This window comes from Streptomyces sp. NPDC002788, assembly GCF_053592115.1.
Genome location: NZ_JBSFVB010000009.1, coordinates 242911 through 268161, shown reverse-complemented (window position 1 = coordinate 268161; position 25251 = coordinate 242911). Strand labels below are relative to the sequence as shown.

23 protein-coding genes and 1 pseudogene are annotated in these 25251 nt (G+C 73.1%); 19 read left to right on the top strand and 5 right to left on the bottom strand.

Going from position 1 to position 25251, the window contains the following annotated elements; genetic code table 11:
- The first annotated feature begins 136 nt into the window (after nt 1-136).
- The 4 genes from ACWD1U_RS19105 (at nt 137) to ACWD1U_RS19090 (ending at nt 2795) form a co-directional block, all read left to right on the top strand.
- The gene (locus tag ACWD1U_RS19105) at nt 137-700 is read left to right on the top strand and encodes a helix-turn-helix domain-containing protein (protein WP_451108877.1); all 564 of its coding nucleotides are present in this window, start codon (nt 137-139) and stop codon (nt 698-700) included.
- Nucleotides 697-1416: a helical backbone metal receptor gene (locus ACWD1U_RS19100; RefSeq protein ID WP_451108875.1), complete on the top strand. Its 720-nt coding sequence runs from the start codon at nt 697-699 to the stop codon at nt 1414-1416. Before ACWD1U_RS19105 ends, ACWD1U_RS19100 begins: the two co-directional genes overlap by 4 nt.
- A gap of 29 nt (nt 1417-1445) precedes the next feature.
- Entirely contained in the window at nt 1446-1790 is a 345-nt protein-coding gene (locus ACWD1U_RS19095; RefSeq protein ID WP_451108873.1) for a hypothetical protein, read from the top strand.
- Between the two features lie 75 nt (nt 1791-1865).
- A complete protein-coding gene (locus tag ACWD1U_RS19090) occupies nt 1866-2795 on the top strand; it encodes a LysR family transcriptional regulator (RefSeq protein WP_451108871.1) in 930 nt (309 codons plus the stop codon).
- Between the two features lie 237 nt (nt 2796-3032).
- On the opposite strand, the gene ACWD1U_RS19085 is transcribed toward ACWD1U_RS19090, so the two are convergent.
- From ACWD1U_RS19085 to ACWD1U_RS19075, 3 genes are all read right to left on the bottom strand, one after another.
- Nucleotides 3033-3707: a gamma-glutamyl-gamma-aminobutyrate hydrolase family protein gene (locus ACWD1U_RS19085; protein WP_451108985.1), complete on the bottom strand. Its 675-nt coding sequence runs from the start codon at nt 3705-3707 to the stop codon at nt 3033-3035.
- A 42-nt stretch (nt 3708-3749) separates the two neighbouring features.
- The gene (gene eat, locus ACWD1U_RS19080; RefSeq protein WP_451108870.1) at nt 3750-5192 is read right to left on the bottom strand and encodes an ethanolamine permease; all 1443 of its coding nucleotides are present in this window, start codon (nt 5190-5192) and stop codon (nt 3750-3752) included.
- A 171-nt stretch (nt 5193-5363) separates the two neighbouring features.
- On the bottom strand, nt 5364-6101 hold the full coding sequence (locus ACWD1U_RS19075; protein ID WP_451108869.1) for a FadR/GntR family transcriptional regulator: 738 nt from the start codon (nt 6099-6101) through the stop codon (nt 5364-5366).
- 84 nt (nt 6102-6185) lie between these two features.
- Between ACWD1U_RS19075 and ACWD1U_RS19070 the strand changes: the two genes are divergently transcribed.
- The 4 genes and pseudogenes from ACWD1U_RS19070 to ACWD1U_RS19055 form a co-directional block, all read left to right on the top strand.
- Nucleotides 6186-7550, top strand: a complete 1365-nt coding sequence (locus ACWD1U_RS19070; RefSeq protein WP_451108867.1) for a glutamine synthetase family protein — start codon at nt 6186-6188, stop codon at nt 7548-7550.
- Nucleotides 7551-7558: 8 nt separating this feature from the next.
- Nucleotides 7559-8932, top strand: coding sequence for an aldehyde dehydrogenase family protein (locus ACWD1U_RS19065; protein WP_451108865.1), 1374 nt, complete (start codon nt 7559-7561; stop codon nt 8930-8932).
- Nucleotides 8929-9714: a 3-oxoacyl-ACP reductase gene (locus ACWD1U_RS19060; protein WP_451108863.1), complete on the top strand. Its 786-nt coding sequence runs from the start codon at nt 8929-8931 to the stop codon at nt 9712-9714. Before ACWD1U_RS19065 ends, ACWD1U_RS19060 begins: the two co-directional genes overlap by 4 nt.
- A 1-nt stretch (nt 9715) precedes the next feature.
- A pseudogene (locus tag ACWD1U_RS19055) lies at nt 9716-10027 on the top strand (hypothetical protein); the annotation flags it as partial.
- A 12-nt stretch (nt 10028-10039) separates the two neighbouring features.
- Here the strand turns inward: ACWD1U_RS19055 and ACWD1U_RS19050 are convergent.
- Nucleotides 10040-11242, bottom strand: a complete 1203-nt coding sequence (locus ACWD1U_RS19050) for an amino acid deaminase/aldolase (protein ID WP_451108861.1) — start codon at nt 11240-11242, stop codon at nt 10040-10042.
- A 1522-nt stretch (nt 11243-12764) separates the two neighbouring features.
- Between ACWD1U_RS19050 and ACWD1U_RS19045 the strand changes: the two genes are divergently transcribed.
- The 3 genes from ACWD1U_RS19045 to ACWD1U_RS19035 are packed head-to-tail and all read left to right on the top strand — an operon-like array spanning nt 12765 to nt 15723.
- The gene (locus tag ACWD1U_RS19045; RefSeq protein WP_451108859.1) at nt 12765-13757 is read left to right on the top strand and encodes a hypothetical protein; all 993 of its coding nucleotides are present in this window, start codon (nt 12765-12767) and stop codon (nt 13755-13757) included.
- Nucleotides 13754-14950, top strand: coding sequence for a type VII secretion-associated serine protease mycosin (gene mycP, locus ACWD1U_RS19040; RefSeq protein WP_451108857.1), 1197 nt, complete (start codon nt 13754-13756; stop codon nt 14948-14950). Before ACWD1U_RS19045 ends, mycP begins: the two co-directional genes overlap by 4 nt.
- Before the next feature lie 44 nt (nt 14951-14994).
- Nucleotides 14995-15723: an SseB family protein gene (locus ACWD1U_RS19035; protein WP_451108855.1), complete on the top strand. Its 729-nt coding sequence runs from the start codon at nt 14995-14997 to the stop codon at nt 15721-15723.
- A gap of 8 nt (nt 15724-15731) precedes the next feature.
- Here the strand turns inward: ACWD1U_RS19035 and ACWD1U_RS19030 are convergent, their stop codons facing one another.
- On the bottom strand, nt 15732-16088 hold the full coding sequence (locus tag ACWD1U_RS19030; protein ID WP_062925865.1) for a DUF1844 domain-containing protein: 357 nt from the start codon (nt 16086-16088) through the stop codon (nt 15732-15734).
- Between the two features lie 397 nt (nt 16089-16485).
- On the opposite strand from ACWD1U_RS19030, the gene infC reads away from it, so the two are divergent.
- From infC to ACWD1U_RS18990, 8 genes are all read left to right on the top strand, one after another.
- Nucleotides 16486-17136: a translation initiation factor IF-3 gene (gene infC, locus ACWD1U_RS19025; RefSeq protein WP_451108983.1), complete on the top strand. Its 651-nt coding sequence runs from the start codon at nt 16486-16488 to the stop codon at nt 17134-17136.
- A gap of 109 nt (nt 17137-17245) precedes the next feature.
- Nucleotides 17246-17440, top strand: coding sequence for a 50S ribosomal protein L35 (rpmI, locus tag ACWD1U_RS19020; RefSeq protein ID WP_003977225.1), 195 nt, complete (start codon nt 17246-17248; stop codon nt 17438-17440).
- A 94-nt stretch (nt 17441-17534) separates the two neighbouring features.
- Nucleotides 17535-17918 carry a 50S ribosomal protein L20 gene (gene rplT / locus ACWD1U_RS19015; RefSeq protein ID WP_003989074.1) on the top strand — a complete coding sequence of 128 codons (384 nt, stop codon included), beginning with the start codon at nt 17535-17537 and terminating at the stop codon, nt 17916-17918.
- An 88-nt stretch (nt 17919-18006) separates the two neighbouring features.
- Nucleotides 18007-18867 carry a TrmH family RNA methyltransferase gene (locus tag ACWD1U_RS19010; protein ID WP_451108853.1) on the top strand — a complete coding sequence of 287 codons (861 nt, stop codon included), beginning with the start codon at nt 18007-18009 and terminating at the stop codon, nt 18865-18867.
- Between the two features lie 54 nt (nt 18868-18921).
- Entirely contained in the window at nt 18922-20073 is a 1152-nt protein-coding gene (locus ACWD1U_RS19005) for an ATP-binding protein (RefSeq protein ID WP_451108852.1), read from the top strand.
- Nucleotides 20074-20200: 127 nt separating this feature from the next.
- Nucleotides 20201-21328, top strand: a complete 1128-nt coding sequence (gene pheS, locus ACWD1U_RS19000) for a phenylalanine--tRNA ligase subunit alpha (RefSeq protein WP_451108850.1) — start codon at nt 20201-20203, stop codon at nt 21326-21328.
- Complete coding sequence (gene pheT / locus ACWD1U_RS18995; RefSeq protein WP_451108848.1) at nt 21328-23841, top strand: phenylalanine--tRNA ligase subunit beta; 2514 nt, start codon at nt 21328-21330, stop codon at nt 23839-23841. Before pheS ends, pheT begins: the two co-directional genes overlap by 1 nt.
- 153 nt (nt 23842-23994) lie before the next feature.
- Nucleotides 23995-25029, top strand: coding sequence for a PP2C family protein-serine/threonine phosphatase (locus ACWD1U_RS18990; protein WP_451108846.1), 1035 nt, complete (start codon nt 23995-23997; stop codon nt 25027-25029).
- Nucleotides 25030-25251 lie beyond the last annotated feature (222 nt).

Genomic DNA, 25251 nt, shown 5'->3' with positions numbered 1-25251 from the left:
GGTACGACGGCGATGCGACGGGCGCATGAAACGGTTTGCCGAACATGCGTAGGGTGCAGACAACTCAACAGGCGGAGTGCGCCGGGACACCGGGGTACGGGGAGCGGATCGACGGGCGAAGGAGGGAGCCGGAGCGATGGGCGACCACAAAGAGCAGCCCCTGCGGGTGGGCGCGGCCGTGCGCCGGCGGCGCCGCGCGCTGGAGCTCACCCTCGCCGTCGTGGCCGAGCGCAGCGGCCTGTCGGTCCCGTTCCTGAGCCAGATCGAGAACGACCGCGCGCGCCCGAGCCGCAGCTCCCTGGAGAAGGTCGCCGACGCCCTGCGCACCACCGCGGTGGAGCTCCTCGCCGCGGCCGACCCCGCGTGCAGCGTGGACGTGGTCCGCGCCGACGGCACCGAGCCGCTGCCCCGGACCCGGTCCCTGGTGCGCGGGCACCACCAGATGCACGCCTCCGAGTTCACCGGCGACCATGACGCGGGCCGTGAATTCCGATACCGCAACGACCAGTTGATGTACGTCGCCGACGGTGCGGTGGAGATCGAGGCGGAGGGCCGCGCCTACCGCCTGGGCCGCGGCGACACGCTCTACCTCACCGGCGGTGTACGGCACCGCTGGCGGGCGGCGGAGTCGGACACCCGCGTGATCGTCGTCGCCGTGGCGGAGCACATCGAGGCGGTCCGGGACCGGCCGCGCCGGTGAGGGCGGTTTCACTCGTCCCGTCGCTGACCGAGGCCGTGGCCCTTTCGGCGCCCGGCACCCTGATCGGCGTCACCGACTGGTGCACGCACCCGCCGGGCCTGGACGCCGTACGGGTCGGCGGCACCAAGAACCCCCGGACCGACCGGATCCTCTCCCTCGCACCCGACCTGGTGATCGCCAACGAGGAGGAGAACCGCGAACCCGACCTGGCGGCCCTGCGCGCGGGGGGTCTCGACGTCCTGGTGACGGAGATCCGTGATGTGCCGCAGGCATTCCGGGAGCTGGCCCGGGTGCTGGACGCCTGCGGGGTGGCGGCTCGGCCGCGCTGGCTGGACGAGGCGGAGGAGGCCTGGTCGTCCCTGCCACCGCCGGCGACCCGGCGGACGGCGGTCGTGCCGATCTGGCGCCGCCCGTGGATGGTCCTGGGCCGTGACACCTTCGCGGGCGACGTCCTGGCCCGCCTCGGCGTCGACCACGTGCACGCGACGTGTTCCGACCGCTACCCTCGCGTGCCCCTGCGGGAGCTCCGCGCCTGCGCCCCGGACCTGGTCGTCCTCCCGGACGAGCCGTACCGCTTCACCGCCGACGACGGTCCTGAGGCCTTTCCCGGCCTGCCCTGCGCGCTCGTCAGCGGACGGCACCTGACGTGGTACGGACCGTCGCTGGCCGAGGCCCCTCGGGTGTTGGGCCGGGCGCTGCGAGCGGCTCGCCCCTGAGCAGTCCGCGTACGGTGCCCACGGCGGCGTTGCCCCACGCCACGACCAGCACCGCGTACAGCGCGAACGCCGCTCCCGCGTACGTCATGAGCCCGGTGTGCCGGCCCAGTGCCGGGTGCCGTGGCCGGGGCGAGGAGGTGGCCGCGGGCCTGGTCCCGGTGGCGGCGGTGCACGGCCCGGGCGGCGAGCAGGGTCAGGAGCGGGACGAGGGTGAGGGCCCGGACCGCAGCGAGCGCGCCGCGCAGCCCGGGGACATGCAGCGCCGGCGGGGCTGCGGCGGTGGCGACGGCGGGGGTGCCCATGACGGTGGCGTACCGGTCGGGCCCGAGGTGACGGACGGACAGGGAGGACGCGAGGGGGCCGGGCCGCGGTAACCGTGAACCCCGCGGTGGGGCCGGGGGAGCAGCCGCGCCGGGGAGTACGCTTCCAGGGCGGCATAAGCTGGGTTTATGAGCAACGCGGATGAGCAGGCCGGTCCCGCGGTCGCCGGATCCCTGGCGCACCGGGTGCCGGACCTCGGCGCCCTGGAACTGCTGCTGGCGGTGGCGCGGCTCGGCAGCCTCGGCGGGGCGGCGCGGGAACTCGGCATCACCCAGCCCGCGGCCAGCAGCCGGGTCCGGTCGATGGAGCGGCAGCTCGGTGTGGCGCTGGTCGACCGCTCGCCCCGTGGCTCCCGGCTCACGGACGCCGGCGCGCTGGTGACGGACTGGGCGCGGCGGATCGTGGAGGCGGCGGAGGCCTTCGACGCCGGGGCGCAGGCGCTGCGCGACCGCCGGGACTCGCGGTTGCGGGTGGCCGCGAGCATGACGATCGCCGAGTACCTGCTGCCTGGCTGGCTGCTCGCGCTGCGGGCGCAGCGGCCCGACACGGCGGTGTCGCTGCACGCGGGCAACTCGACGGTGGTGGCGGAACGGCTGCTGTCTGACGAGGCGGATCTGGGGTTCGTGGAGGGGCTGTCGGTGCCGCCCGGGCTCGACTCGGCGGTGATCGCGCACGATCGGCTGATAGTGGTGACCGCGCCGGGCCACGCATGGGCCCGCCGGCGGCGGTCGCTGGCCGCGGAGGAACTGGCGTCGACGCCGTTGATCCTCCGCGAGAAGGGGTCGGGTACGCGTCAGGTCCTGGACGCGGCGCTGGGAGGGCTGGCCCGGCCGCTGATCGAGTTGTCCTCGACGACGGCGGTGAAGGCGGCGGCCGTGAGCGGTGCGGGGCCGGCGGTGCTGAGTGAACTGGCGGTGGGCGAGGAACTGGCGATGCGGCGGCTGGTGCGGGTGCCGGTGGAGGGCGTGGCCCTGGCGCGGGATCTGAGGGCGGTGTGGCCCACGGGGCATCGCCCCACCGGGCCGGCGCGGGACCTGCTGTCGCTGACGCGGGGCTAGGCCGGTCGTTCGGATCACGCCGCAGACGGGGGGCCGGCACGCGCGTCTGCCGCGCTGTCGTCACTCTTCCCTCTCGGCCTCGCGCGAGCGGGAGGGCCCCACCGCTCCGCATCGACTCCCTCCGCCCCCTTGCCGCCGCCCGCACCAGACCCCGCTCGCGGCGATGGCAGGCCGCGGCCGATTCCCTGCGACCCGATCCCAACGACAGGCCCTGTTTCCTCCCCGCTACGGGGCCCGTCAGGCCTTGGCGGCCGCCTCCACCAGCGCCCTCATCACCCGGGTGTCCTCGCCCATCTCCGGATGCCACTGCACCCCCAGCACCCACCGGGCGGACGGCAGTTCCACCGCCTCCACCGTTCCGTCCGCCGCGTACGCCGACGGGACCAGGCCCTCGCCCAGGCGGTCCACGGCCTGATGGTGGTACGTCGGCACGAACGTCTCCTCCGGGACGACACCGGCGTACAGACTGCCCGGCACCGGCTTGACGGCATGGCCGCCGAACACGCCCACGACCTCCGCATGCCCGTCGATGTGCTGCACGAGCGTGCCGCCCAGCGCGACGTTCAGCAGCTGCATGCCCCGGCAGATCCCCAGCAGCGGCACACCCGCAGCGAGCGCCGCGTCGATCAGGGCCAGCTCCCACGCGTCCCGCTCCGGGGCCGGCGGCCCCGTCCGCGACTCCCGTTCCGCCCCGTACCGGACCGGTTCGACGTCCGGCCCGCCCGCGATGACCAGCCCGTCCAGCCGGGCCACGGCCGCGGCCGCGTGCTCGGGGGCGTCGGGCGGCAGCATCACGGCCAGGCCGCCCGACCGCTGCACCAGCCGGGGGTAGCCGACCGGCAGCAGCGCGGCCTCCAGCTCCCACACGCCCCAGCGCGCACCGGCCTCCAGGTAGGTGCTGACCCCGATCAACGGCCTGCTCACGGAAACTCCCTCACCGCTCTGCTCGACGCCTCAGTCTCGTGCCAACTCTGCCTCGGCCGCCGCCAGTGCCGCGAACTCCTCCTCCGGCGCCCTCGCCACCAGCCGCTTGCGGCTGTACAGGCCGAAGTACGCGACGGCCACGGCGTACACCACCAGCGCGATGAACGCCGCCGTGACGTCCACCAGGAACGTGGCCACCAGCGCGGCACAGGCCAGCACCAGGGCGACCGAGGAGGTCAGCACGCCACCCGGCGTACGGTACGGCCGCGCCAGCTCAGGCTCGCGGCGGCGCAGGACGATGTGGGACAGGGACATCAGCGCGTAGGAGATGGTCGCGCCGAAGACGGCGACGTTCAGCATCCGGGCACCGTCGCCCGACACCGCCGCCAGCAGGAAGCCGATCGTGCCGGGCACCAGCAGGCCCAGGTACGGGGCCTTCCGGCGGCTGGTGAGGGACAGGAAGCGCGGCAGATAACCCGCGCGGGACAGGGCGAACAGCTGGCGCGAGCCCGCGTAGATCAGGGAGAAGAACGACGCGACCAGACCGGCCAGGCCCGCGTAGTTCACGATCCGGCTCAGGGGCGTCGCCTCGCCGCCCGGCTGGAGCGCCTCCACCAGCGGGTTGCCCGCCTCCTGGACGGCCGCGGAGCCGCGGGCGCCGGCCGCCGCGAAGAACGTGACCACCGCCAGCACCACCAGGATGCCCATCGACCAGCGGATGGCCTTCGGCAGCGTACGGGCCGGTTCCCTGGTCTCCTCGGCCGCCAGCGGCACGCCCTCGACGCCGAGGAAGAACCACATGCCGAAGGGGAACGCCGCCCAGATGCCGAGCAGACCGAAGGGAAGCCACGAGCTCGAACCGGCGGCGGAGGGGTCGGCCGGGATGTCGTCCAGCGAGCCGAAGGAGAAGTCGGGCAGCGCCGCCACCGCGAACACGATCAGGGCCGCCACCGCGATGCCGGTGACGACGAAGCTGAAGCGCAGCGCCTCGCCCACGCCCCACAGATGGATGCCGAGGAAGATCGCGAAACAGACCAGGTACATCGGCCAGCCGGACTCCAGGCCGAACAGGCCCAGCGACTCGACGTAGTCGCCGATGAAGATGACGATGGCGGCGGGTGCGAGGACGTACTCGATGAGGATCGCCGTACCGGTGAGGAAACCGCCCCACGGGCCGAGCGCCCGGCGGGCGAAGCCGTAGCCGCCGCCCGCCGTGGGCAGAATCGAGGACAGTTCGGCGAGGGCGAAGACCATACAGGCGTACATCGTGCCCATGAGCACCATGGCGATGGCGAGGCCCCCGAAGCCGCCCTCGGCCAGGCCGAAGTTCCAGCCCGAGTAGTCACCGGAGACGACGTAGGCGACGCCGAGACCGGTCAGCAGCACCCAGCCGGCGCTGCCGCGGCGGAGCGCTCTGCGCTCCAGATAATCGTCCGCCTCCGCGGCGGGTGTGCTGGTGGATTCCTGGGACATGGGCAGACTCCCCACGGGAGGCGGACAAGGGTCGAGCGGGCTCCGGCTCAATGGAATGGATCCATACCTTTGCCGTGTCCACCACGGGATGGCAAGACCCGTGCGTTAATCGCCCGTAAATCCTCGGCCCGCCGGGTGCCTGCGCTGAACCCCGCCGGGTCCCGGACCGGCTCAGCCGAGGAAGCCCCGCAGCAGTGCCGCCGTGCCCCCGCAGTGCTCGCGCATGATCTCCCGCGCCTGGTCGGCGTCGCCCTCGATCACGGCCTCCACCAGGGCCGTGTGCTGCCGCTGGGAGTGCTCCAGGTTGCGCACGAGGAGCGGGATGCAGTCCAGCAGGTCGTTGACGCTCGCGCGCACGGCCGCGTACTGGGCGGTGAGCGTGGGGGAGCCGGACAGCTCGGCGAGCGTGAGGTGCAGCAGCGTGTCCAGGCGGCGGTAGTCGGTGAGCGGGGCGTCGTGCGTGCGCGCCAGTGCTTCCCTCAGTCGCTCCGCCTGCTTGTCGTCCAGCCCGTGCGCCGCGCACAGCCCCGCCGCGCCCACCTCCAGCACCTCCCGGAACCGCAGCACGTCCTCTATGTCGACCTCGGCGATCCGGCGCCGCAGCTCGTCCTCGCCGCCGGCGTCGTGACGCGGCAGCACGAACGTGCCGCCGTACCGGCCGCGCCGCGACTCCACCAGCCCCTGGTCCTGGAGTACTTTCAGCACCTCGCGCAGCGTCACCCGGCTGATCCCCAGCCGCTCCGCCAGCTCCCGCTCGGCCGGCAGCCGCTCGCCTCCCGGCACCAGACCCAGCCGCACGACCTGGAGGATCTGCTCCAGGGCCTCCTCGAAGCCGTTGCCCGCGCGCACCGGCCGCAGCACCGGCGTCAGCCCGTCCCGCAGCTCGCCCCCGCCGTCGTCCTCCGGCATGTGGCCGTGCCCCCTTCCCAAGCAATGGTTCTCAGGAATACCTTATGGCTCCCGGCGGACCCAAGGAGCCAAGGAGGCCCTCCCGTGGCACACCGCACACCCCCGCTGAGCGTCGAGGAACTGCACGCCCTCGTCGCGGGCGGTGAGATCGACACTGTCGTCCTTGCCTTCCCCGACATGCAAGGGCGGCTCCAGGGCAAGCGGTTCGCCGCCCGCTTCTTCCTCGACGAGGTCCTCAAGCACGGCACGGAGGGCTGCAACTACCTGCTCGCCGTCGACACCGAGATGAACACCGTCGACGGCTACGCGATGTCCTCCTGGGACCGCGGCTACGGCGACTTCGCCATGCACCCGGACCTGACCACCCTGCGTCGCGTCCCCTGGAACGAGGGCACGGCCATGCTCCACGCCGACCTCGCATGGAACGACGGCTCCCCGGTCGTCGCCGCCCCCCGCCAGATCCTGCGCCGCCAGCTGGAACGCCTGGCCGAGCTCGGCTACACCGCCCAGGTCGGCACCGAGCTGGAGTTCATCGTCTTCAAGGACACCTACGAACAGGCCTGGGACGCGGGCTACAAGGGCCTCACCCCGGCCAACCAGTACAACATCGACTACTCGGTCCTCGGCACCGGCCGCATCGAGCCCCTGCTGCGCCGCATCCGCAACGAGATGGCAGGCGCCGGGCTCACCGTCGAGTCCGCCAAGGGCGAGTGCAACCCCGGCCAGCACGAGATCGCCTTCCGCTACGACGAGGCCCTGGTCACCTGCGACCAGCACGCCGTCTACAAGACCGGCGCCAAGGAGATCGCCGCCCAGGAGGGCATGTCGATCACCTTCATGGCCAAGTACAACGAGCGCGAGGGCAACTCCTGCCACATCCACCTCTCGCTCGCCGACGCCGACGGCAACAACGCCATGGCCGGCGACCTCGAAGGCGGCATGTCCGAGGTCATGCGCCACTTCCTCGCCGGCCAGCTCGCCGCCCTCCGCGACTTCTCCCTGCTCTACGCCCCGAACATCAACTCCTACAAGCGGTTCCAGCCCGGCTCCTTCGCCCCGACCGCCGTCGCCTGGGGCCACGACAACCGCACCTGCGCGCTGCGCGTCGTCGGCCACGGCCGCTCCCTGCGCTTCGAGAACCGCCTGCCCGGCGGCGACGTCAACCCCTACCTCGCCGTCGCCGGGCTGGTCGCGGCCGGACTGCACGGCATCGAGCAGAAGCTGGAACTGCCCGAGCCCTGTCCCGGCAACGCCTACGCCGCCGACCTCGCCCACGTTCCCACCACCTTGCGCGAGGCCGCCGAGCTCTGGGCGAACAGCCCCATCGCCCAGGCCGCCTTCGGGGACGAGGTCGTCGCGCACTACCGCAACATGGCGCGGGTCGAACTGGACGCGTTCGACGCCGCGGTGACCGACTGGGAGCTGCGCCGCTCCTTCGAACGTCTGTGAGGCCCTCTTTGTCTTCCGAGTACCAGCTGGACGTCCTGAACCCCGCGACCGAGGAGGTCGTCGCCACCGTCCCGGGCGCCACCGCCGCCGACGTGGACGCGGCCGTCGCCCGCGCCGGCCGGGCGCAGCAGAAATGGGCCGCCCTCCCGCCCGGCGACCGCGCCCGGCTGCTGCGCCGCTTCGCGGCCACCGTCGACGAGCACCTGGAGGAACTGGCCCGGCTGGAGGTCCGCGAGGCGGGCCACCTCCTCGGCAACGCCCGCTGGGAGGCCGGCAACGTCCGCGACCTGCTGGACTACGCGGCCGGGGGAGTGGAGCGGCTCACCGGCCGGCAGATCCCGGTGCCCGGCGGCCTGGACGTCACGATCCTCGAACCGCTCGGCGTCGTCGGCGTGATCGCCCCCTGGAACTTCCCCATGCCCATCGCCGCCTGGGGAACCGCACCCGCCCTCGCGGCCGGGAACGCGGTCCTCCTCAAGCCCGCCGAGACCACACCGCTCACCGCGCTGCGCCTCGCCGAACTCGCCCTGGAAGCCGGGCTCCCCGAGCACCTCTTCCAGGTTCTGCCGGGACGCGGCGACATCGCGGGCGACGCGCTGGTACGCCACCCCGGTGTCGCCAAGATCGCCTTCACGGGCTCCACACGCGTCGGGAAGCGGGTCGCGGCCCTCGGTGCCGAGCAGATCAAGCCGGTCACCCTCGAACTCGGCGGCAAGAGCCCCAACATCGTCTTCGCCGACGCCGACCTGAAGGCCGCCGTCGATCCCTTCTCCTTCCTCGACAACTCCGGCCAGGACTGCTGCGCCCGCACCCGCGTGCTCGTCCAGGAGGCGGTCTACGACGAGGTCCGCGAACTGCTCGCCGAAGCCCTGGCCGCCGTGGTCGTGGGCGACCCGGCCGACGAGAAGACCCAGATGGGCCCGCTGATCTCCCGGCTGCAACTCGACCGCGTCACGGAGCTCGTGCCCGACGACGCCCCGGCCCTGCGCGGCAGCGCGCCCGAGGGACCCGGCTTCTGGTTCCCGCCGACCGTGCTCACCGGAGAGCGGCCCGACTCCCCGGCTGCCCGCGAGGAGATCTTCGGCCCGGTCGCCGTGCTCCTGCCCTTCACCGACGAGCAGGACGCCATCCGCCTGGCCAACGACACCCCCTACGGCCTGTCCGGCTCCATCTGGACCCGCGACGTCGGCCGCGCCCTGCGCGTCTCCCAGGCCGTCCGCGCCGGCAACCTGTCCGTCAACTCCCACGCCAGCGTCCGCTACTGGACCCCGTTCGGCGGCTACAAACAGTCCGGCGTCGGCCGCGAGCTCGGCCCCGACGCCCTGGCCGCCTTCACCGAAACCAAGAACGTCTTCATCAGCACGGAGGGCCCCGCACAGTGACTGCCCAGGAAAGCATCTGCCGCCGTCTGGTCGGCCGTACCGCCGTCGTCACCGGAGCCGGCAGCGGCATCGGTCTCGCTGCCGTCCGCCGCCTCGCCTCCGAGGGCGCGCACGTCGTCTGCGGCGACGTCGACGAGGCCCGCGGCAAGGCGGCCGCCGAGGACGTCGGCGGCACCTTCGTGAAGGTCGACGTGACCGACCCCGAGGAGGTCGAGGCCCTCTTCGAGACGGCCTACGACACCTACGGCAGCGTCGACATCGCCTTCAACAACGCCGGCATCTCCCCGCCCGACGACGACTCCATCCTGGAGACCGGCCTGGAGGCCTGGAAGCGCGTCCAGGAGGTCAACCTCACCTCCGTCTACCTGTGCTGCAAGGCCGCCATCCCCTACATGCGGCGCCAGGGCAAGGGCTCGATCATCAACACCGCGTCCTTCGTGGCGAGGATGGGCGCGGCCACCTCGCAGATCTCGTACACGGCCTCCAAGGGCGGCGTCCTCGCCATGTCCCGCGAGCTGGGCGTGCAGTTCGCCCGGGAGGGCATCCGCGTGAACGCCCTGTGCCCCGGCCCGGTCAACACCCCCCTCCTGCAGGAGCTGTTCGCCAAGGACCCGGAGCGCGCCGCACGCCGCCTGGTGCACATCCCGCTGGGCCGGTTCGCCGAGGCCGAGGAGATCGCCGCCGCCGTGGCCTTCCTGGCCAGCGACGACTCCGCCTTCGTGAACGCCACCGACTTCCTGGTCGACGGCGGCATCTCGGGGGCGTACGTCACGCCCCTGTAAGGGGTCCTTACCCTACGGCGGCAGGGAGGTCCACGAGGTCCTCGAGTCCGGGCCGGTCGCGGTGGCGGGCCGCGCCGGGTACTTGGTGCGCCGGCGCGTGCACACCGCCAAGGGGCCGGGCGGCTGCGTCCAGTCGCTCGTCTTCCCCTCCAGCGTCGGCACCGAGTCACCGGTCCTCGTCCGGTACGTCTTCGACGCGGGGGAGGACGGGCCGCCGCTCACCGACATGAACCGCATCACCGAAGCCGTCCGCCCGGTCGGCGACGCGGACACGGGCGGCGGCGTGGGCAGCGGCATCGGCCCGCCGGACTGACGAGCTGAGCCGCTACAGGAACGTGTGGCCCTCGCCGCGGTAGGTCGGCACGGTCGCCGTCACCGCGTCGCCCTCGACCAGGTGCAGTGCCTCGAACCGCTCGCACAGCTCGCCGGCCTTCGCGTGCCGGAACCACACCTTGTCGCCGATCAGCAGATCGTCGGCGGCCGAGCCGAGCAGCGGCGTCTGCACCTCACCGGCCTGCTCCTGAGGGTCGTAGCGCAACCCCTCGGGCAGATACGGCACGGGCAGCCGGTCGGCCCCGGCCGCGCCGGACGCGGGGTACCCACCCCCCAGGACCGTCACGACCCCGACCCCCGGCCGCCGTACGACGGGCTGGGCGAAGAGGGCCGCCGGACGGCCGCGGAACGACGTGTAGTTGTCGAACAGCCGCGGCACATACAGCCCCGACCCGGCGGCGATCTCCGTCACCGCGTCCTCGGCCGCCGTGTGCTGCACCGAGCCGGTGCCGCCGCCGTTGACGAACTCCAGCCCCGGCACGACGGCCCGCACCGCGCGCACCACCTCCGCACGCCGCTCGGCGAGTTCGCGCTTGGCGGCGGCCTGCATCAGCCGTATCGCACGGGACCGCAGCGGCCGCCCGGCCACCGCGTCCCCGACACCGGCGACATGCCCCTCGTAGGCCATGATGCCCACGACCTCGAAGCCCGGCCGCCGGGTCACCGCCCGGGCCACGTCGGCGACCTGGGCGGGGGAGTGCAGCGGCGAACGCCGGGCCCCGACGCGCACCCGCCCCCCGAGCAGCCTCAGCGAGGTGTCCAACTCCAGGCACACCCGCACGACTTCACGCCCATCGCCCCGGGAGGCGTCGATCAGATCCAGCTGCGCGACGTCGTCGACCATCACGGTCACCGCCGCGGCCAGCTTGGGGTCACCGGCGAGTGCGGCGTACGCGGCACGGTCGGCGGACGGGTAGGCGAGCAGCACGTCGTCGAACCCGGACCGGGCCAGCCACAGCGACTCGGCCAGGGTGAACGACATGATCCCCGCAAAGCCCTCCCGGGCCAGGACGCGTTCCAGCAGCGCCCGGCACCGCACGGACTTGCTGGCGACCCGGACGGGCTTGCCCCCGGCGCGGCGGACCAGGTCGGCGGCGTTGGCGTCGAAGGCGTCCAGATCCACGATCGCGAGAGGGGCGTCGAGATGGGCGGTGGCCCGTTCGTAACGGGCCCGGTCGGCGGCGCGGGCAGTCATGAACGCAGCCTGCCAGACCGGATTACCGCAGGGTAGGGGGACGTTCCGGGCAGATGCCCCGGGCTCGTGGACTGGTTCCCGTTCGCCCGGGGACAAGCCGTAGAGTGACGCGCACGTACGGCGGAACGTCGCCGGCCGGGGATCCGCGCCGGGATGACGCTCCGTCGGTACGGGTATGTGTGCCCGGGACGAAGTGTGCCGGGCCTCGGGCAGGACGACACCGGCCCGCGCGAGACGAGCGGCCCGGGCATGAGGAAACGGGGGGTGCATGAGCACGGAAGCGCAGCGTGCCTCCTTCCCCCCTCGCCCCACCACCCCACCGCGCCCCGCCCACCCCCCGGTCCCTCCGGAGGCCCCCGCGGCGGATGAGACGGACACCCCGGTGAAGCGTTCTCCGGCGACGGGCAGCACACCGCCGGTCCCGGACGCCCGCGGCCCGTTCGGCACCGGCGCGTCCCGTGCGGAGGCGCCCGGGCGCCCGACGCCGGGAGCGCGGCGGCCGTCGTGGGCGGCGGACGCGGACCCGGCCGGGTCCGCCCCGGGCGGGACCCGTGGCGGGTCCGACGGGAGTGCGCGGTCGGGAGGCGCTCCTAGGGCCGCGACGGAGGCGGACGGGCGCGGGCGTTTCCGCGGGGGCCACGCGTCGACGCCCGGGAGCGCGGCATCCGGAACGGCCGCCGGCACTTCTGGTGCCACCTCTTCCGGTTCGGGCGGAGCCGGCAGGGTTGCCGGTACGGCCGGCGCGGCGTCCTCCGGCTCCGGCGGAACGGGCAGGGGCGCCGGCATGGCCGGCGCGCCCGGTGCGGTGTCCTCCGGTGCCGGCGGCGGCTCGAACCGTCCACGCCTCCCGAGCTTCGGTGTCATCGCACCTCGGCGCGGCGAGCCCTCGTCGCCGCCCCCGCCCCCCGCCTCCGCACGCTTCCCGGACACGCCGCCCGGCGTCGGCCGTGAGCCCCGGCACGACTCCGACCCTCCGCGGCCGAGCCACCTCCCCACAGCGGACCGCTCCGGCGACGCCCAGGCCTCGCCGGGCTCGTCCGACCGGTCAGGCCGTTCGAACGACCCGGCCGCCTCGGCCGGTTCCGGCTTCTCGGGCTCCCCGGAGACGACCGCCCGGCCGTTCCGCCTTCCCACGTCCGGCCGTTCGGACGCTTCGGGCAGGTCGGAGACGACCGGCCGGCCGCAGCGCGTCCACGCGCCGGGCCGTTCGGACGTTTCGGCCGGGGTCTCGTCGGAGACGACCGGCGCCGGGCGCCCGTTCCGCCTCCCCCCGCCTCGTCGTACCGGAGCCCCGGACGAGAACTCCTCGGAGACGACCGCTCGCCTGCGCCCGATTCCCGCGGACCCGTCACCTGCCGGATCTGCCGGATCCTCCGCTCGCCCCGGTACGCCGGGGTCGCAGACCAGGTCGGGTACGACGGCGGGCCGCCCCGGTTCCGAGCGGCCCGGCACCCCGCCGCGCCCCACACGCGATCCTCACGCCGGCCCGGGTCCGGATCCCCGCACCACCGCCGGGCGAGGCGTGCGCATCCCCTCCCCGCACGCCGAGCGGCCCGCGCCCGCCGCTCCCCCGGAGCGAGCCCGCACCGCCCCCTCCGCCCCACCGCGCCCGGACTCCGCCCCCGTTTCTCCCGACCCCGCCCTCTCCTGGAGTGCCCCTCTCGCCCCCGGCGGCGGGCCCGGCGCCACGCGCCCCCTCGTGTCGTTCGGTGCGCCCGAGGGGTACGACGGTGGTGACGCGCGGCCCCGGCCGCTCGGGCGGCGCGGGGCGTCTCAGGCCGCCGCGGCCGCCGTGTGTCTCGTGCTCGGACTGGGCCTCATCTCGGGCGCGGTCACCGGCAGCTGGCTCGTCGGGGGCTCCGGGGGAGCGGGTTCGCGCGGCACCTTCAGCGCGGCCGGAAGCATGTGGCACAACGTCCCGGTCGACCGGCTGTTCCCGCCCACCGTGCAGGGCAGGGGCGCCGGCCCCGGCGGAGCCGACCGCGCCTGGACCCGGATCGCCGTCGCCCCGGACAGCGGCTGCGAGGACGCCTTCGACCCGCTGCTGCGCAAGGCCCTCGCCCCCGCCGGCTGCGAACGCCTCCTGCGCGCCACCTACACCGACGCCACCGAGAGCTACGTGACCACCGTCGGCCTGCTCTTCACCACGGCCGACGCCCCCGGCATGACCTCCCTCGCGAACCGTTTCCGCAAGGAGCGCCTCGACCGCCGCAGCGACCTGATGCCCCTGCCGTACGCCGCGCAGGGCACTCCCGCCGCGGAGTTCGGAGCCGAGCAGCGCGCCTCCTGGACGGTCTCCGTGCTCACCGAGGCCCCGGTCGTCGTCTACGCCGTCTCCGGCTGGGCCGACGGCCGCACCGTCGACGACCCGCAGCCCGCCGAGGACGCCATGGCGCCGAACGCCACCACCGACCCGGCCCAGGCCGGCCTCGGCTACGAGGCGCAGGGCCTCGCCGACCGCGTCGAACGCGACCTCCGCAAGAACGTCCGCTCGGCCACGGAGCAGCCGTCGTGAGAGCCACCAGGAAGACGGCCGGCACCGCCCGGGCCCGCCGAGCCGCCGCAGCCCTCGGCGCCCTGCTGACCGCCGCCCTCGTCCTCCTCCCCGCCACCACGGCCCACGCCGACGGCATCCGCGCCCAGCAGTGGGCCCTCGAGGCCATGCACACCGAGGAGGCGTGGCAGATCACGAAGGGCCGGGGCGTCACGGTCGCCGTCCTGGACACCGGTGTCGAGGAGGATCACCCCGACCTGGTCGGCAACGTCCTCCCCGGCAAGGACCTGGTCGGCTTCGGGGCCGAACCCGGCGACCGTGCCTGGGCCCGGCACGGCACCGCCATGGCCGGCATCATCGCCGGCCACGGACACGGCCCGGGCAACGCCGACGGCGTCCTCGGCATCGCACCCGAGGCGAAGATCCTCCCCGTACGCGTGATCCTGGAGGACGGCGACCCCGCCCGCGCCAAGGCCCGCAGCACCCGCGGCAACGCCCTCGCGGAGGGCATCCGCTGGGCCGCCGACCACGGCGCCGACGTCATCAACCTCTCCCTCGGCGACGACTCCGCCTCCGCGCACCCGGAACCCACCGAGGACCAGGCGATCCAGTACGCCCTGAAGAAGGGCGTGGTCGTCGTCGCCTCCGCCGGCAACGGCGGCGAGAAGGGCGACCACATCTCCTACCCGGCCGCCTACCCGGGCGTCATCGCCGCCACCGCCGTCGACCGCGCCGGAACCCGCGCCTCCTTCTCCACCCGCCGCTGGTACGCCACCGTCAGCGCCCCCGGCGTCGACGTCGTCATCGCCGACCCGGACCACAAGTACTACGAGGGCTGGGGCACCAGCGCCGCCGCCGCGTTCGTCTCCGGCGCCGCGGCCCTGGTCAAGGCCGCGCACCCCGGCCTGACCCCGGCCCAGATCAAGTCGCTCCTGGAGGAGACCGCCCGCAACGCCCCCACCGGGGGCCGCGACGACTCCCGCGGCTTCGGCTTCGTCGACCCGGCCGCCGCCATCAAGGCCGCCGACCGGCTGAAACCCGAGGGCCTGCGGTCGGCGTCGTACGGCGAGGAGTACTTCGGCAGCGGCCCGGACGCCGCCGCCTCCGGCGACACCGCCGACTGGGCCGCCCCTCTCGCGGGCGGCGCCGGCGGGGTCCTCCTGGTCGCGGCGGTCGTCCTGTGGCGCGGCCGTACGAGCCGCCAGGACTTCTGAGCCGCCGCCGGTGGCCCGACCGCCGGCCGATAGGCTCGACGACCGTGGCGAACAAGAACATCCCCGACCCTGGCTTCTCCGACGACGACGGCTCCGCCGACCTCCGGCTGAGCGCGGCCCTCGCCGCCTGGGCCGAGGACCACAGTGCGGTGGGACCCGTGCTGGAGGCGCTCAAGGGCGCCCGGCTGCTCGTCCCCGTCGTGGCCGTGCTCGGTGAGGCCGAGGAGGACGAGCGGGGACTGCGCCGCGAGAAGACCAGCGACATGGCCGTACCGACCCTGAAGGCCGGGAACCGCACCGCCCTCCCGGCCTTCACCTCCACCGACTCCCTCGCCCGCTGGGACCCGCAGGCCCGTCCCGTCGCCGTACCGCTGCACCAGGCCCTCCAGGCCGCCGCGCACGAGAAGGCGGACACGGTCGTGCTGGACATGGCCGGACCCGTGCCGTTCGAACTGACCGGCCCCGCCCTGCTCGCCCTCGCGGAGGGCCGTGCCACGACCGACCCGCTCGCCGACCCGGCAGTCGTCGGCGCCGTACGCGAGGCCGTGGCCGCCGAGCCCGCCGTGCTGCGCGCCCACCTCGGTCCGGGACAGGCCGACGGCACCCTCGCCCTGGTCCTCGACCCGTCCGCGGCCCCGGCTGAAGCCGCCCGGGCCGTCGCCCGGCGGCTCGCCGCCGACGAAACACTGAGGGCCCGCCTGGTGCGCGGCCTCGACCTGGCACTGCTGCCGGCCGAGGCGACGCCCCCGGGCGAGCCCCTGTACGTGCGCTGAGATCCGGTCTAGCCGTAGACCGGGCCCGTGTACTTCTCTCCCGGGCCCTGGCCCGGCTCGTCCGGGACGAGCGAGGCCTCGCGGAACGCCAGCTGCAGCGACTTCAGGCCGTCGCGCAGGGGCGCCGCGTGGAACGAGCTGATCTCTGTCGCGGTCGCGTCCAGCAGCCCGGCCAGCGCGTGCACCAGCTTGCGGGCCTCGTCGAGGTCCTTGTGCTTCTCGCCCTCCTCGGTCAGGCCGAGCTTCACGGCGGCGGCGCTCATCAGGTTGACGGCGACCGTCACGATCACCTCGACAGCCGGGACCTCGGCGATGTCACGGGCCATGGCGTCGAAGTCGGGGGACTCAGGAGGGGTCTCACTCATGTCCCACACGATAGGCGCAGGACGGGCGCGCACCGCACCAGGGCCCGGGGCGCCGGAATTAGCCCTTCCTGGCCATTGCTGGTAATCTCGTGTAACGACCGGTCGGACACGTATGCCTCACAGCCCGCGAGCCCGGCCCACAAGTGGAGGCTTTCGAACTCCCACCCGACCACCCCCAGGGCGGCGGGTCACCGGTCAGACGGTCCCGTCCCAGCGGCGGCGACCCGTCCGAAATCGCGCCCCGCGGAATCCCCGCGGCGGTGCTCCGGTAGTTCGAGGAGCCCCGCCTGGGAATCGTCCGGGGCATTTTTTGTGCTTCGGCGCGGTTAGGTCTATCGAAAAGAGACGTTACGCGGCCGTCCGCCAGACCGTCGCGTGGTGCTACCGAGGAGGATCCATCAGCGCCGAGCCCCGCATCAACGACCGGATTCGCGTTCCCGAGGTGCGACTTGTCGGTCCCAGTGGCGAGCAGGTGGGCATCGTCCCCCTGGCCAAGGCACTGGAGCTTGCGCAGGAGTACGACCTGGACCTGGTCGAGGTCGCGGCGAACGCCCGTCCGCCCGTGTGCAAGCTCATGGACTACGGGAAGTTCAAGTACGAGTCGGCCATGAAGGCCCGTGAGGCGCGCAAGAACCAGGCGCACACGGTCATCAAGGAGATGAAGCTCCGGCCGAAGATCGACCCGCACGACTATGACACCAAGAAGGGTCACGTCGTCCGGTTCCTCAAGCAGGGCGACAAGGTCAAGATCACGATCATGTTCCGTGGTCGCGAGCAGTCCCGGCCCGAGCTGGGCTACCGACTGCTGCAGCGTCTCGCGGAGGACGTCCAGGACCTCGGTTTCGTGGAGTCGAACCCGAAGCAGGACGGCCGAAACATGATCATGGTTCTCGGTCCGCACAAGAAGAAGACCGAGGCGATGGCCGAGGCTCGTCAGGCGCAGGAAGCCCGCAAGGCGGACGCGAAGGCCCACCCCGGCCGCTCGCAGAACGCCGCGGAATCCGACGCGGACGCCGAGGCGCCGGCCGAGGAGCCCGCCGAGGCGTGACCCCTGGGGACGCGAGTCCCAGGAAGCAACCGAAACAAGACGACGCTCCACCGTGCCCGGTTTCCACGACCGGGCACCGGAGCGCCACCGACGAGGAGAGAACGGCGCTATGCCGAAGAACAAGTCGCACAGCGGTGCCAGCAAGCGCTTCAAGATCACCGGCTCCGGCAAGGTGCTCCGCGAGCGCGCCGGCAAGCGCCACCTGCTCGAGCACAAGTCGTCCCGTGTGACGCGTCGCCTCACCGGCAACGCCGAGATGGCCCCGGGCGACGCCGCGAAGATCAAGAAGCTTCTCGGCAAGTGACGCCCGGCGCGTGAGCGCCGCACGTCAAAACCGGGACCCAATCGATTCCGGGCCGTGTGAGTATCACCGCGGCCCCGCTACAAGGAGTTAAGAAGTGGCACGCGTCAAGCGGGCAGTCAACGCCCACAAGAAGCGCCGGGCGATCCTCGAGCAGGCCTCCGGCTACCGCGGTCAGCGTTCGCGTCTGTACCGCAAGGCCAAGGAGCAGGTCACCCACTCGCTGGTCTACAACTACAACGACCGCAAGAAGCGCAAGGGTGACTTCCGCCAGCTGTGGATCCAGCGCATCAACGCCGCTGCCCGCGCCAACGGCATGACCTACAACCGCTTCATCCAGGGTCTGAAGGCCGCGAACGTCGAGGTCGACCGCAAGATCCTGGCCGAGCTGGCCGTCAACGACGCCGGTGCGTTCGCCGCGCTCGTTGAGGTCGCCCAGAAGGCGCTGCCGAGCGACGTCAACGCCCCCAAGGCGGCCTGACGCCGGCTCCGAGCCGATGTGACTGAAGGACCCGCAGGCCTGGACGGCCTGCGGGTTCTGCTGTGCAGCCAGTGAGAAAGCGAACAGGATGTCCCCTGCCACCCCCGAGCTCATCTCCGCACGCTCGCCCCGCGTCTCGGCCGCCCGGCGGCTGGCCAGGCGGAACTTCCGGGGGAAGGAGCGGCTGTTCCTCGCGGAGGGGCCTCAGGCCGTGCGGGAGGCCGCCGGGCATCGGGCCGGGGACGCGGCCACGCTCGTCGAGCTGTTCGCGACGCTGGAGGCCGCCGAGCGGTACGCCGACATCATCGCGGCCGCCCGGGACGCCGGTGCCCGGGTGCACCTCGCCTCCGAGCAGGTCATCGCCGACATCTCCACCACCGTCACCCCGCAGGGACTCGTCGGTGTCTGCCGGTTCCTGGACACGCCCTTCGAGGAGGTCCTCGCGGCACGCCCCCGGCTCGTCGCACTCCTCGCGAACGTCCGCGACCCCGGCAACGCCGGGACCGTGCTGCGGTGCGCCGACGCCGCCGGCGCCGAGGCCGTCGTGCTGACCGACGCCTCCGTCGACGTGTACAACCCCAAGGCCGTCCGCGCCTCCGTCGGCTCCCTCTTCCACCTGCCCGTCGCCGTCGGCATCCCCGTGGAGCACGCCGTCGAAGGGTTGCGCGCGGCCGGTGTCCGGGTCCTCGCCGCCGACGGTGCCGGTGACCGTGACCTCGACGACGAGCTCGACAAGGGCACCATGGGCGGGCCGACCGCCTGGCTCTTCGGCAACGAGGCCTGGGGCCTGCCGGAGGAGACCCGCGCCCTCACCGACGCCGTCGTCCGCGTCCCGATCCACGGGAAGGCCGAGAGCCTGAACCTCGCCACCGCCGCCGCCGTATGTCTCTATGCGTCGGCGCGAGCACAGCGCGCCTTCGGAGGGTGCCGCTCCGTCACCGGGAACTAGTAGGGTGACCAGCTCAGGGACCCCTCTGCGGAGCCTTGGAGGTGGGGTACGGGGATGAGTGTCGGCACGAGCAGCGCACCGGGAAGCCAGGACGCCGGGGAGCCGCCCGCCGCGTCCCGGGCCCCCGGGGATCTGGCCGGCCTCGGCATCGACCCCGACCAGTTGCCCGACGGGCTCGTCGTCGCCGACGAGCAGGGCCGCGTCATCTGCTTCAACGCCGCCGCCGAACGCATCACCGCCGTCCGCGCCCGGGACGCCCTGGGGCAGCCACTGGAGAAGGCCCTGCCATTAGAGGACCTGGAAGGCCGGCGCTGGTGGCAGCTGACCGACCCGTACGGCGGCCTCGCCATCCGCGTCGGACAGCCCGAGCGCAACCTCCTCCTGCCCGGCGGACGGGAGGTCCTGGTCTCCGCGCGCTACGTCCGCACCCGGCCCACCGGGCCCGTCCGGCGCCTGGTCGTGACCCTGCGCGACACCGAGGCCCGTCGTCGCACCGAGCGCAGCCACGCCGAACTGATCGCCACCGTCGCCCACGAGCTGCGTTCCCCGCTCACCTCCGTGAAGGGCTTCACCGCCACCCTGCTCGCCAAATGGGAGCGCTTCACCGACGACCAGAAGCGGCTGATGCTGGAGACCGTCGACGCCGACGCCGACCGCGTCACCCGGCTCATCGCCGAGCTGCTCGACATCTCCCGGATCGACTCCGGCCGCCTCGAGCTGCGGCGCCAGCCCGTCGACATCGCCGCCGCCGTAGGACGGCACATCCAGGCCTACGTCGCCGCCGGGCAGCCCGCCGACCGGTTCCTGCTGCGGGTCCAGCAGCCGCTGCCCGACCTGTGGGCCGACCCCGACAAGATCGACCAGGTGCTCAGCAACCTGCTGGAAAACGCCGTGCGGCACGGTGAGGGAACTGTCACGATCGACATCACGGCCACGGCGTCCCCCCGCGAGGGGGAGTCCGCCGAGAACGCAGCCACGTCGGTCACGGTGAGCGACGAGGGGCCCGGCATCCCGGAGGAGTCCATGAACCGCGTCTTCACCCGCTTCTGGCGGGGCAGCAAGCGCGGTGGCACGGGCCTCGGGCTCTACATCGTCAAGGGCATCGTCGAGGCCCACGGCGGCACCATCACGGTCGGCCGCGCCCCCGGCGCAGGCGCCGAGTTCCGATTTACGTTGCCCGTGGCGGCCCCGGCGTATCTCGCCTGAGGACCACGGGCGCATTCGTATACCTCCACCCCGTTAGACTCGGCCCTTGGCACCTTTGTGTCCCGCAGACGGCCATCGGAGTCGGTGACGGGGACCTTCAGCCAGCCAACCGGAAGCACGGGAAGAGATGTCGGCACCGAATAAGTCGTACGACCCTGTCGAGGTCGAGACGTTGAAACCGGAAGAGATCGAGCGCATGCGGGACGAGGCGCTCGCCGCCTTCGCCGCCGCGGACTCCCTCGACGCGCTCCACGAGGCGAAGGTCGCCCACACCGGCCCCGCCTCCCCGCTGGCCCTCGCCAACCGCGAGATCGGCGCCCTGCCCCCGCACGCCAAGGCCGAGGCCGGCAAGCGCGTCGGCCAGGCCCGCGGCGCGGTGAACAAGGGCCTCGCCGCCCGCCAGGTCGAACTCGAGGCCGAGCGGGACGCGCGCGTGCTGGTCGAGGAGGCCGTGGACGTCACGCTGCCCTACGACCGCGTACCGTCCGGCGCCCGGCACCCGCTCACCACGATGATGGAGCGGGTCGCGGACGTCTTCGTGGCCATGGGCTACGAGATCGCCGAGGGGCCCGAGGCCGAAGCGGAGTGGTTCAACTTCGACGCGCTGAACTTCCTGCCCGACCACCCGGCCCGGCAGATGCAGGACACCTTCTTCGTGCAGGGCCCCCAGGGCACCGAGGAGTCCGGCTCCGGCGTCGTCCTGCGCACGCACACCTCGCCGGTGCAGGCCAGGGCACTGCTCGACCGTGAGCTGCCGGTCTACATCGTCTGCCCCGGCCGGGTGTTCCGCACCGACGAGCTGGACGCCACGCACACGCCCGTCTTCCACCAGATCGAGCTGCTCGCGATCGACGAGGGCCTGACCATGGCGGACCTCAAGGGCACCCTGGACCACATGGTCCAGTCCCTGTTCGGTGAGGACATGAAGACCCGGCTGCGGCCGAACTACTTCCCCTTCACCGAGCCGAGCGCCGAGATGGACATGCTCTGCTACGTCTGCAAGGGCGAGTCCATCGGCAACCCCGACCGCCCCTGCCGCACCTGCTCCTCCGAGGGCTGGATCGAGCTCGGCGGCTGCGGCATGGTCAACCCGCGGGTGCTCACCGCCTGCGGCGTCGACCCCGAGAAGTACAGCGGGTTCGCCTTCGGGTTCGGCATCGAGCGGATGCTGATGTTCCGCCACAACGTCGAGGACATGCGAGACATGGTCGAGGGTGACGTCCGGTTCACCCGGCCGTTCGGGATGGAGATCTGATGCGGGTCCCGCTTTCTTGGCTGCGGGAGTACGTCGACCTGCCGGTGACGGAGACCGGCCGGGACGTCCAGGCCAAGCTCATTTCGGCCGGTCTGGAGGTCGAGACCGTCGAGCAGCTCGGCGCCGACCTCAAGGGCCCCCTGGTCGTGGGCCAGGTGGCGACCATCGAGGAGCTGACGGAGTTCAAGAAGCCGATCCGCTTCTGCACCGTCGACGTCGGCCAGGCCAACGGCACCGGCGAGCCGCAGGAGATCGTCTGCGGCGCCCGCAACTTCGCCGTCGGCGACAAGGTCGTCGTGGCCCTGCCCGGCGCCGTCCTGCCCGGTGACTTCCAGATCGCCGAGCGCAAGACCTACGGCAAGATGTCCCGCGGCATGATCTGCTCCAGCGACGAGCTGAACATGGGCGACGACGGCACCAAGGGCATCATCGTGCTGCCGCCGGAGACCGAGGTCGGCAGGGATGCCGTCGAGCTGCTCGAACTGGTCGACGAGGTCCTCGACATCGCCGTCACCCCCGACCGCGGCTACTGTCTGTCGCTGCGCGGTGTGGCCCGCGAGACCGCCATCGCCTACGGCCTGCCGCTGCGCGACCCGGCCCTGATCGACGTGCCCGGCCCGAACGCGTACGGCTACCCGGTGCGGATCTCCGACCCCACCGGCTGCGACCGCTTCACCGCCCGCACGGTGACCGGTCTGAGCGCCGAGGCCCGTTCCCCGATCTGGCTGCAGCGCCGGCTGCAGAAGGTCGGCATGCGCCCGATCTCGCTCGCCGTCGACGTCACCAACTACGTGATGATGGAGCTCGGCCAGCCGCTGCACGCCTACGACCGCGGCCTGGTCCAGGGCACCATCGGCGTGCGCCGGGCCGAGCCGGGCGAGAAGCTCACCACCCTCGACGGCGTCGAGCGCACGCTGGACGCCGAGGACCTGGTGATCACGGATGACCGCGGCCCGATCGGGCTCGCCGGTGTCATGGGCGGCGCCAACACGGAGATCGCCGACCACGACGACGTGGAGAACGCCACGGCGGACATCGTCATCGAGGCGGCGCACTTCGACGCGGTGTCGATCGCGCGTACGGCCCGCCGGCACAAGCTGTCCTCCGAGGCGTCCCGGCGCTTCGAGCGCGGCGTCGACCCGCAGGCCGCCGCTGCCGCCGCGCAGCGCACGGTGGACCTGCTGGTCCTGCTCGCCGGCGGCACCGCCGAGGCGGGTGTCACCGAGGTCCTCGCCCCGTCGGCGCCGCGCACCATCACCATCCCCGCCGACCACCCGGACAAGGTCGCGGGCGTCGCCTACGGCCGCGAGACCGTCGTGCGGCGGCTCCAGGAGATCGGCTGCGACGTGTACGGGCAGGACGAGCTGATCGTCACCGTGCCGTCCTGGCGGCCCGACCTCACCGACCCGAACGACCTGGCCGAAGAGGTCATCCGGCTGGAGGGCTACGAGAACCTGCCCGCCACGCTGCCCAAGCCGCCGGCCGGTCTCGGCCTGACGAACCGGCAGCGGCTGCACCGCCGCGTCGGCCGCGCCCTGGCCGGTGCCGGGTACGTCGAGGCACTGAACTACCCGTTCATCGGCGAGCAGGTCTTCGACCAGCTCGGCCTCGAGGCGGACGACCCGGCCCGCCGCGTCGTGAAGCTCAGCAACCCGCTGAGCGACGAGGAGCCCGCGCTGCGCACGTCGCTGCTGCCGGGTCTGCTCGCCGCCCTGCGGCGCAACGACGGACGGGGCTCGCACGACCTCGCGCTGTTCGAGACCGGTCTGGTCTTCCAGCCGCGTGAGGAGCAGCGGATCGCCGCCGTCCTGCCCGTCGACCGGCGCCCGACCGGCGAGGAACTCGCCGAGCTGGACGCCGCGCTCCCCGAGCAGCCGCGCCACGTCGCCGTCGTCCTCGCCGGTGCGCGGGAGCAGGCCGGCTGGTGGGGCAAGGGCCGTCCGGCGGACTGGGCCGACGCGGTGGAGGCGGCCCGGGCCGTCGCGCGTGAGGCCGGCGCCGAACTGATCATCAGCAAGGGGCAGTACGGGCCGTGGCACCCGGGGCGGTGCGCCGAGCTGGCGGTCACCGTGGACGGTTCCGAGCGGGTCGTGGGGCACGCGGGTGAGCTGCATCCGCGGGTCGTCAAGGCGCTGGGGCTGCCTGCGCGTACCTGTGCGATGGAGGTCGACCTGGACGCGGTGGAGGCCGCCGGTGACGCCACGGCCGAGGCGCCGCGGATCTCGACGTTCCCCGTCGCCACGCAGGATGTCGCCCTGGTCGTCGACGCGTTCGTGCCGGCCGCGGATGTCGAGGCGGCCCTGCGGGACGGGGCGGGGGAGCTGCTGGAGTCCATCCGGCTGTTCGACGTGTACGAGAACGTCGAGCAGTTGGGGGAGGGGCGGAAGTCCCTCGCCTACGCGTTGCGGTTCCGGGCGGCTGACCGGACGCTGACCGTGGACGAGGCGTCTGCGGCTCGGGATGCGGCGGTCGCCCTCGCGGGTGAACGGGTCGGGGCTGAGCTGCGGAGTTGAGCGCCGCCCCGGAGAAGAAGGTCGGGTCGCCTCACTCGTTTGAGTGGTAAAGGAAGGGGACCCTGCCCTCTCGGGTGCGCTGTCGACAGAATCGGACCGGCCTTTGTGGGCCGGTCCGGTTCTGTGTGTCAGGCCTAGTGGGGGGCCAACGGCATGATCCGCATCAGGAGTCGGGTGCGCGCCCTCGGTCTGCCCGCGGTGTGGGGAGCGGCGGCCGTCGCGTACAAGTTGGCCTGTCCGCTCGCCCAGCAGCCCGGTCTTCCCGCGCGGATCGTCACCAGCGCCGTGTTCTTCGCCGTCGGTACCGGGCTGATCCTCCATGTGCGGCAGGAGCTGACGCGTGAACTGCGTCAGCTCCGCCGCGTCGCCGGGGCCGCGCAGAACGCGCTGCTGCGGCCGCCGCCCCCGCGGGTCGACGGGCTGGACGTGGCCGCCGTCCAGCTGCCGGCCGAGCGTGGCGCGACAGTCGGCGGTGACCTGTACGAGGTCGTCGCCACCGAGCACGGCGTACGGGCCGTGATGGGCGACGTACGCGGGCACGGGATCGGCGCCCTCGGGACCGTCGCAGCCGTGCTCGGCTGTTTCCGCGAGGCCGCGCACGACGAGAACGACCTCGGCGGGGTGCTGCGCCGGCTGGAACGCGCCCTGGACCGGCATCTGCGTCAGGAGCATTCCGCGAGCGTGGCCGAGGAGTTCGTGACCCTGCTGCTCGTGGAGATCCGGGCCGACGGCGAACTGCTCGCCCTGAACTGCGGCCATCCGTGGCCGTACCGGATGCGCGGTAGCCAGGTGGAGCAGCTCGCCCCCGGCGATCCGTATCCGCCTCTGGGGCTGTTCCCCCTGCCGGCCGCAGGCCTGTCCGCCGTGGACCTGGGGTGTCTCGAGTCCGGTGCCGCACTGTTCCTCTTCACGGACGGCGCCCAGGACGCGAGGGACTCCCGTGGCCGGTTCTTTCCGTTGCCGAGTGCGCTGACGAGCGCGGTACGGGAAGGGCCGTGTACCCCGCAGGCGTTCCTCAGCAGGGTTTCCACGGCCCTCCTGCACCACACCCGCGGCGCCCCCGCGGACGACATCGCCCTGATGATCCTCACGAGCAGCCGGTCCACGTCCCTGAGCGGCGCGGCGAACTGCGCGGACGGCAACAGCCCGTCCGCAACCGGCGACCCACCCCTCACCCCACGCCGATGAACGCCCCGATGCGGCCGGCGGTGCCGTCCGCCCCGCCACGGAGTGTCGGGCAGGCGGCTGGGCGGACGGCGGAAGCGGGCCGCCGTACTGGTACGAGGGGGAGCCGGCGGCCCGGCCGGCCTCTTTCGAGGCATTTCAGTCAACCGGCGGGCGACTCTCAGCGACAGCGCGCACACAAGGCGGATCCGGGCACTCCGTTCACACCCCGTGTGAAGCCGGAAC

What these genes read in the sequence shown, in the direction of transcription:
- ACWD1U_RS19030 (WP_062925865.1), bottom strand. Translation starts at nt 16,088, where the DNA reads ATGAGTGAGACCCCTCCTGAGTCCCCCGACTTCGACGCCATGGCCCGT.
- eat (WP_451108870.1), bottom strand. Translation starts at nt 5,192, where the DNA reads ATGTCCCAGGAATCCACCAGCACACCCGCCGCGGAGGCGGACGATTAT.
- pheT (WP_451108848.1), top strand. Translation starts at nt 21,328, where the DNA reads ATGCGGGTCCCGCTTTCTTGGCTGCGGGAGTACGTCGACCTGCCGGTG.
- ACWD1U_RS19090 (WP_451108871.1), top strand. Translation starts at nt 1,866, where the DNA reads ATGAGCAACGCGGATGAGCAGGCCGGTCCCGCGGTCGCCGGATCCCTG.
- ACWD1U_RS19010 (WP_451108853.1), top strand. Translation starts at nt 18,007, where the DNA reads ATGTCCCCTGCCACCCCCGAGCTCATCTCCGCACGCTCGCCCCGCGTC.
- rpmI (WP_003977225.1), top strand. Translation starts at nt 17,246, where the DNA reads ATGCCGAAGAACAAGTCGCACAGCGGTGCCAGCAAGCGCTTCAAGATC.
- ACWD1U_RS19050 (WP_451108861.1), bottom strand. Translation starts at nt 11,242, where the DNA reads ATGACTGCCCGCGCCGCCGACCGGGCCCGTTACGAACGGGCCACCGCC.
- ACWD1U_RS19075 (WP_451108869.1), bottom strand. Translation starts at nt 6,101, where the DNA reads ATGCCGGAGGACGACGGCGGGGGCGAGCTGCGGGACGGGCTGACGCCG.
- ACWD1U_RS18990 (WP_451108846.1), top strand. Translation starts at nt 23,995, where the DNA reads ATGATCCGCATCAGGAGTCGGGTGCGCGCCCTCGGTCTGCCCGCGGTG.
- ACWD1U_RS19105 (WP_451108877.1), top strand. Translation starts at nt 137, where the DNA reads ATGGGCGACCACAAAGAGCAGCCCCTGCGGGTGGGCGCGGCCGTGCGC.
- pheS (WP_451108850.1), top strand. Translation starts at nt 20,201, where the DNA reads ATGTCGGCACCGAATAAGTCGTACGACCCTGTCGAGGTCGAGACGTTG.
- ACWD1U_RS19005 (WP_451108852.1), top strand. Translation starts at nt 18,922, where the DNA reads ATGAGTGTCGGCACGAGCAGCGCACCGGGAAGCCAGGACGCCGGGGAG.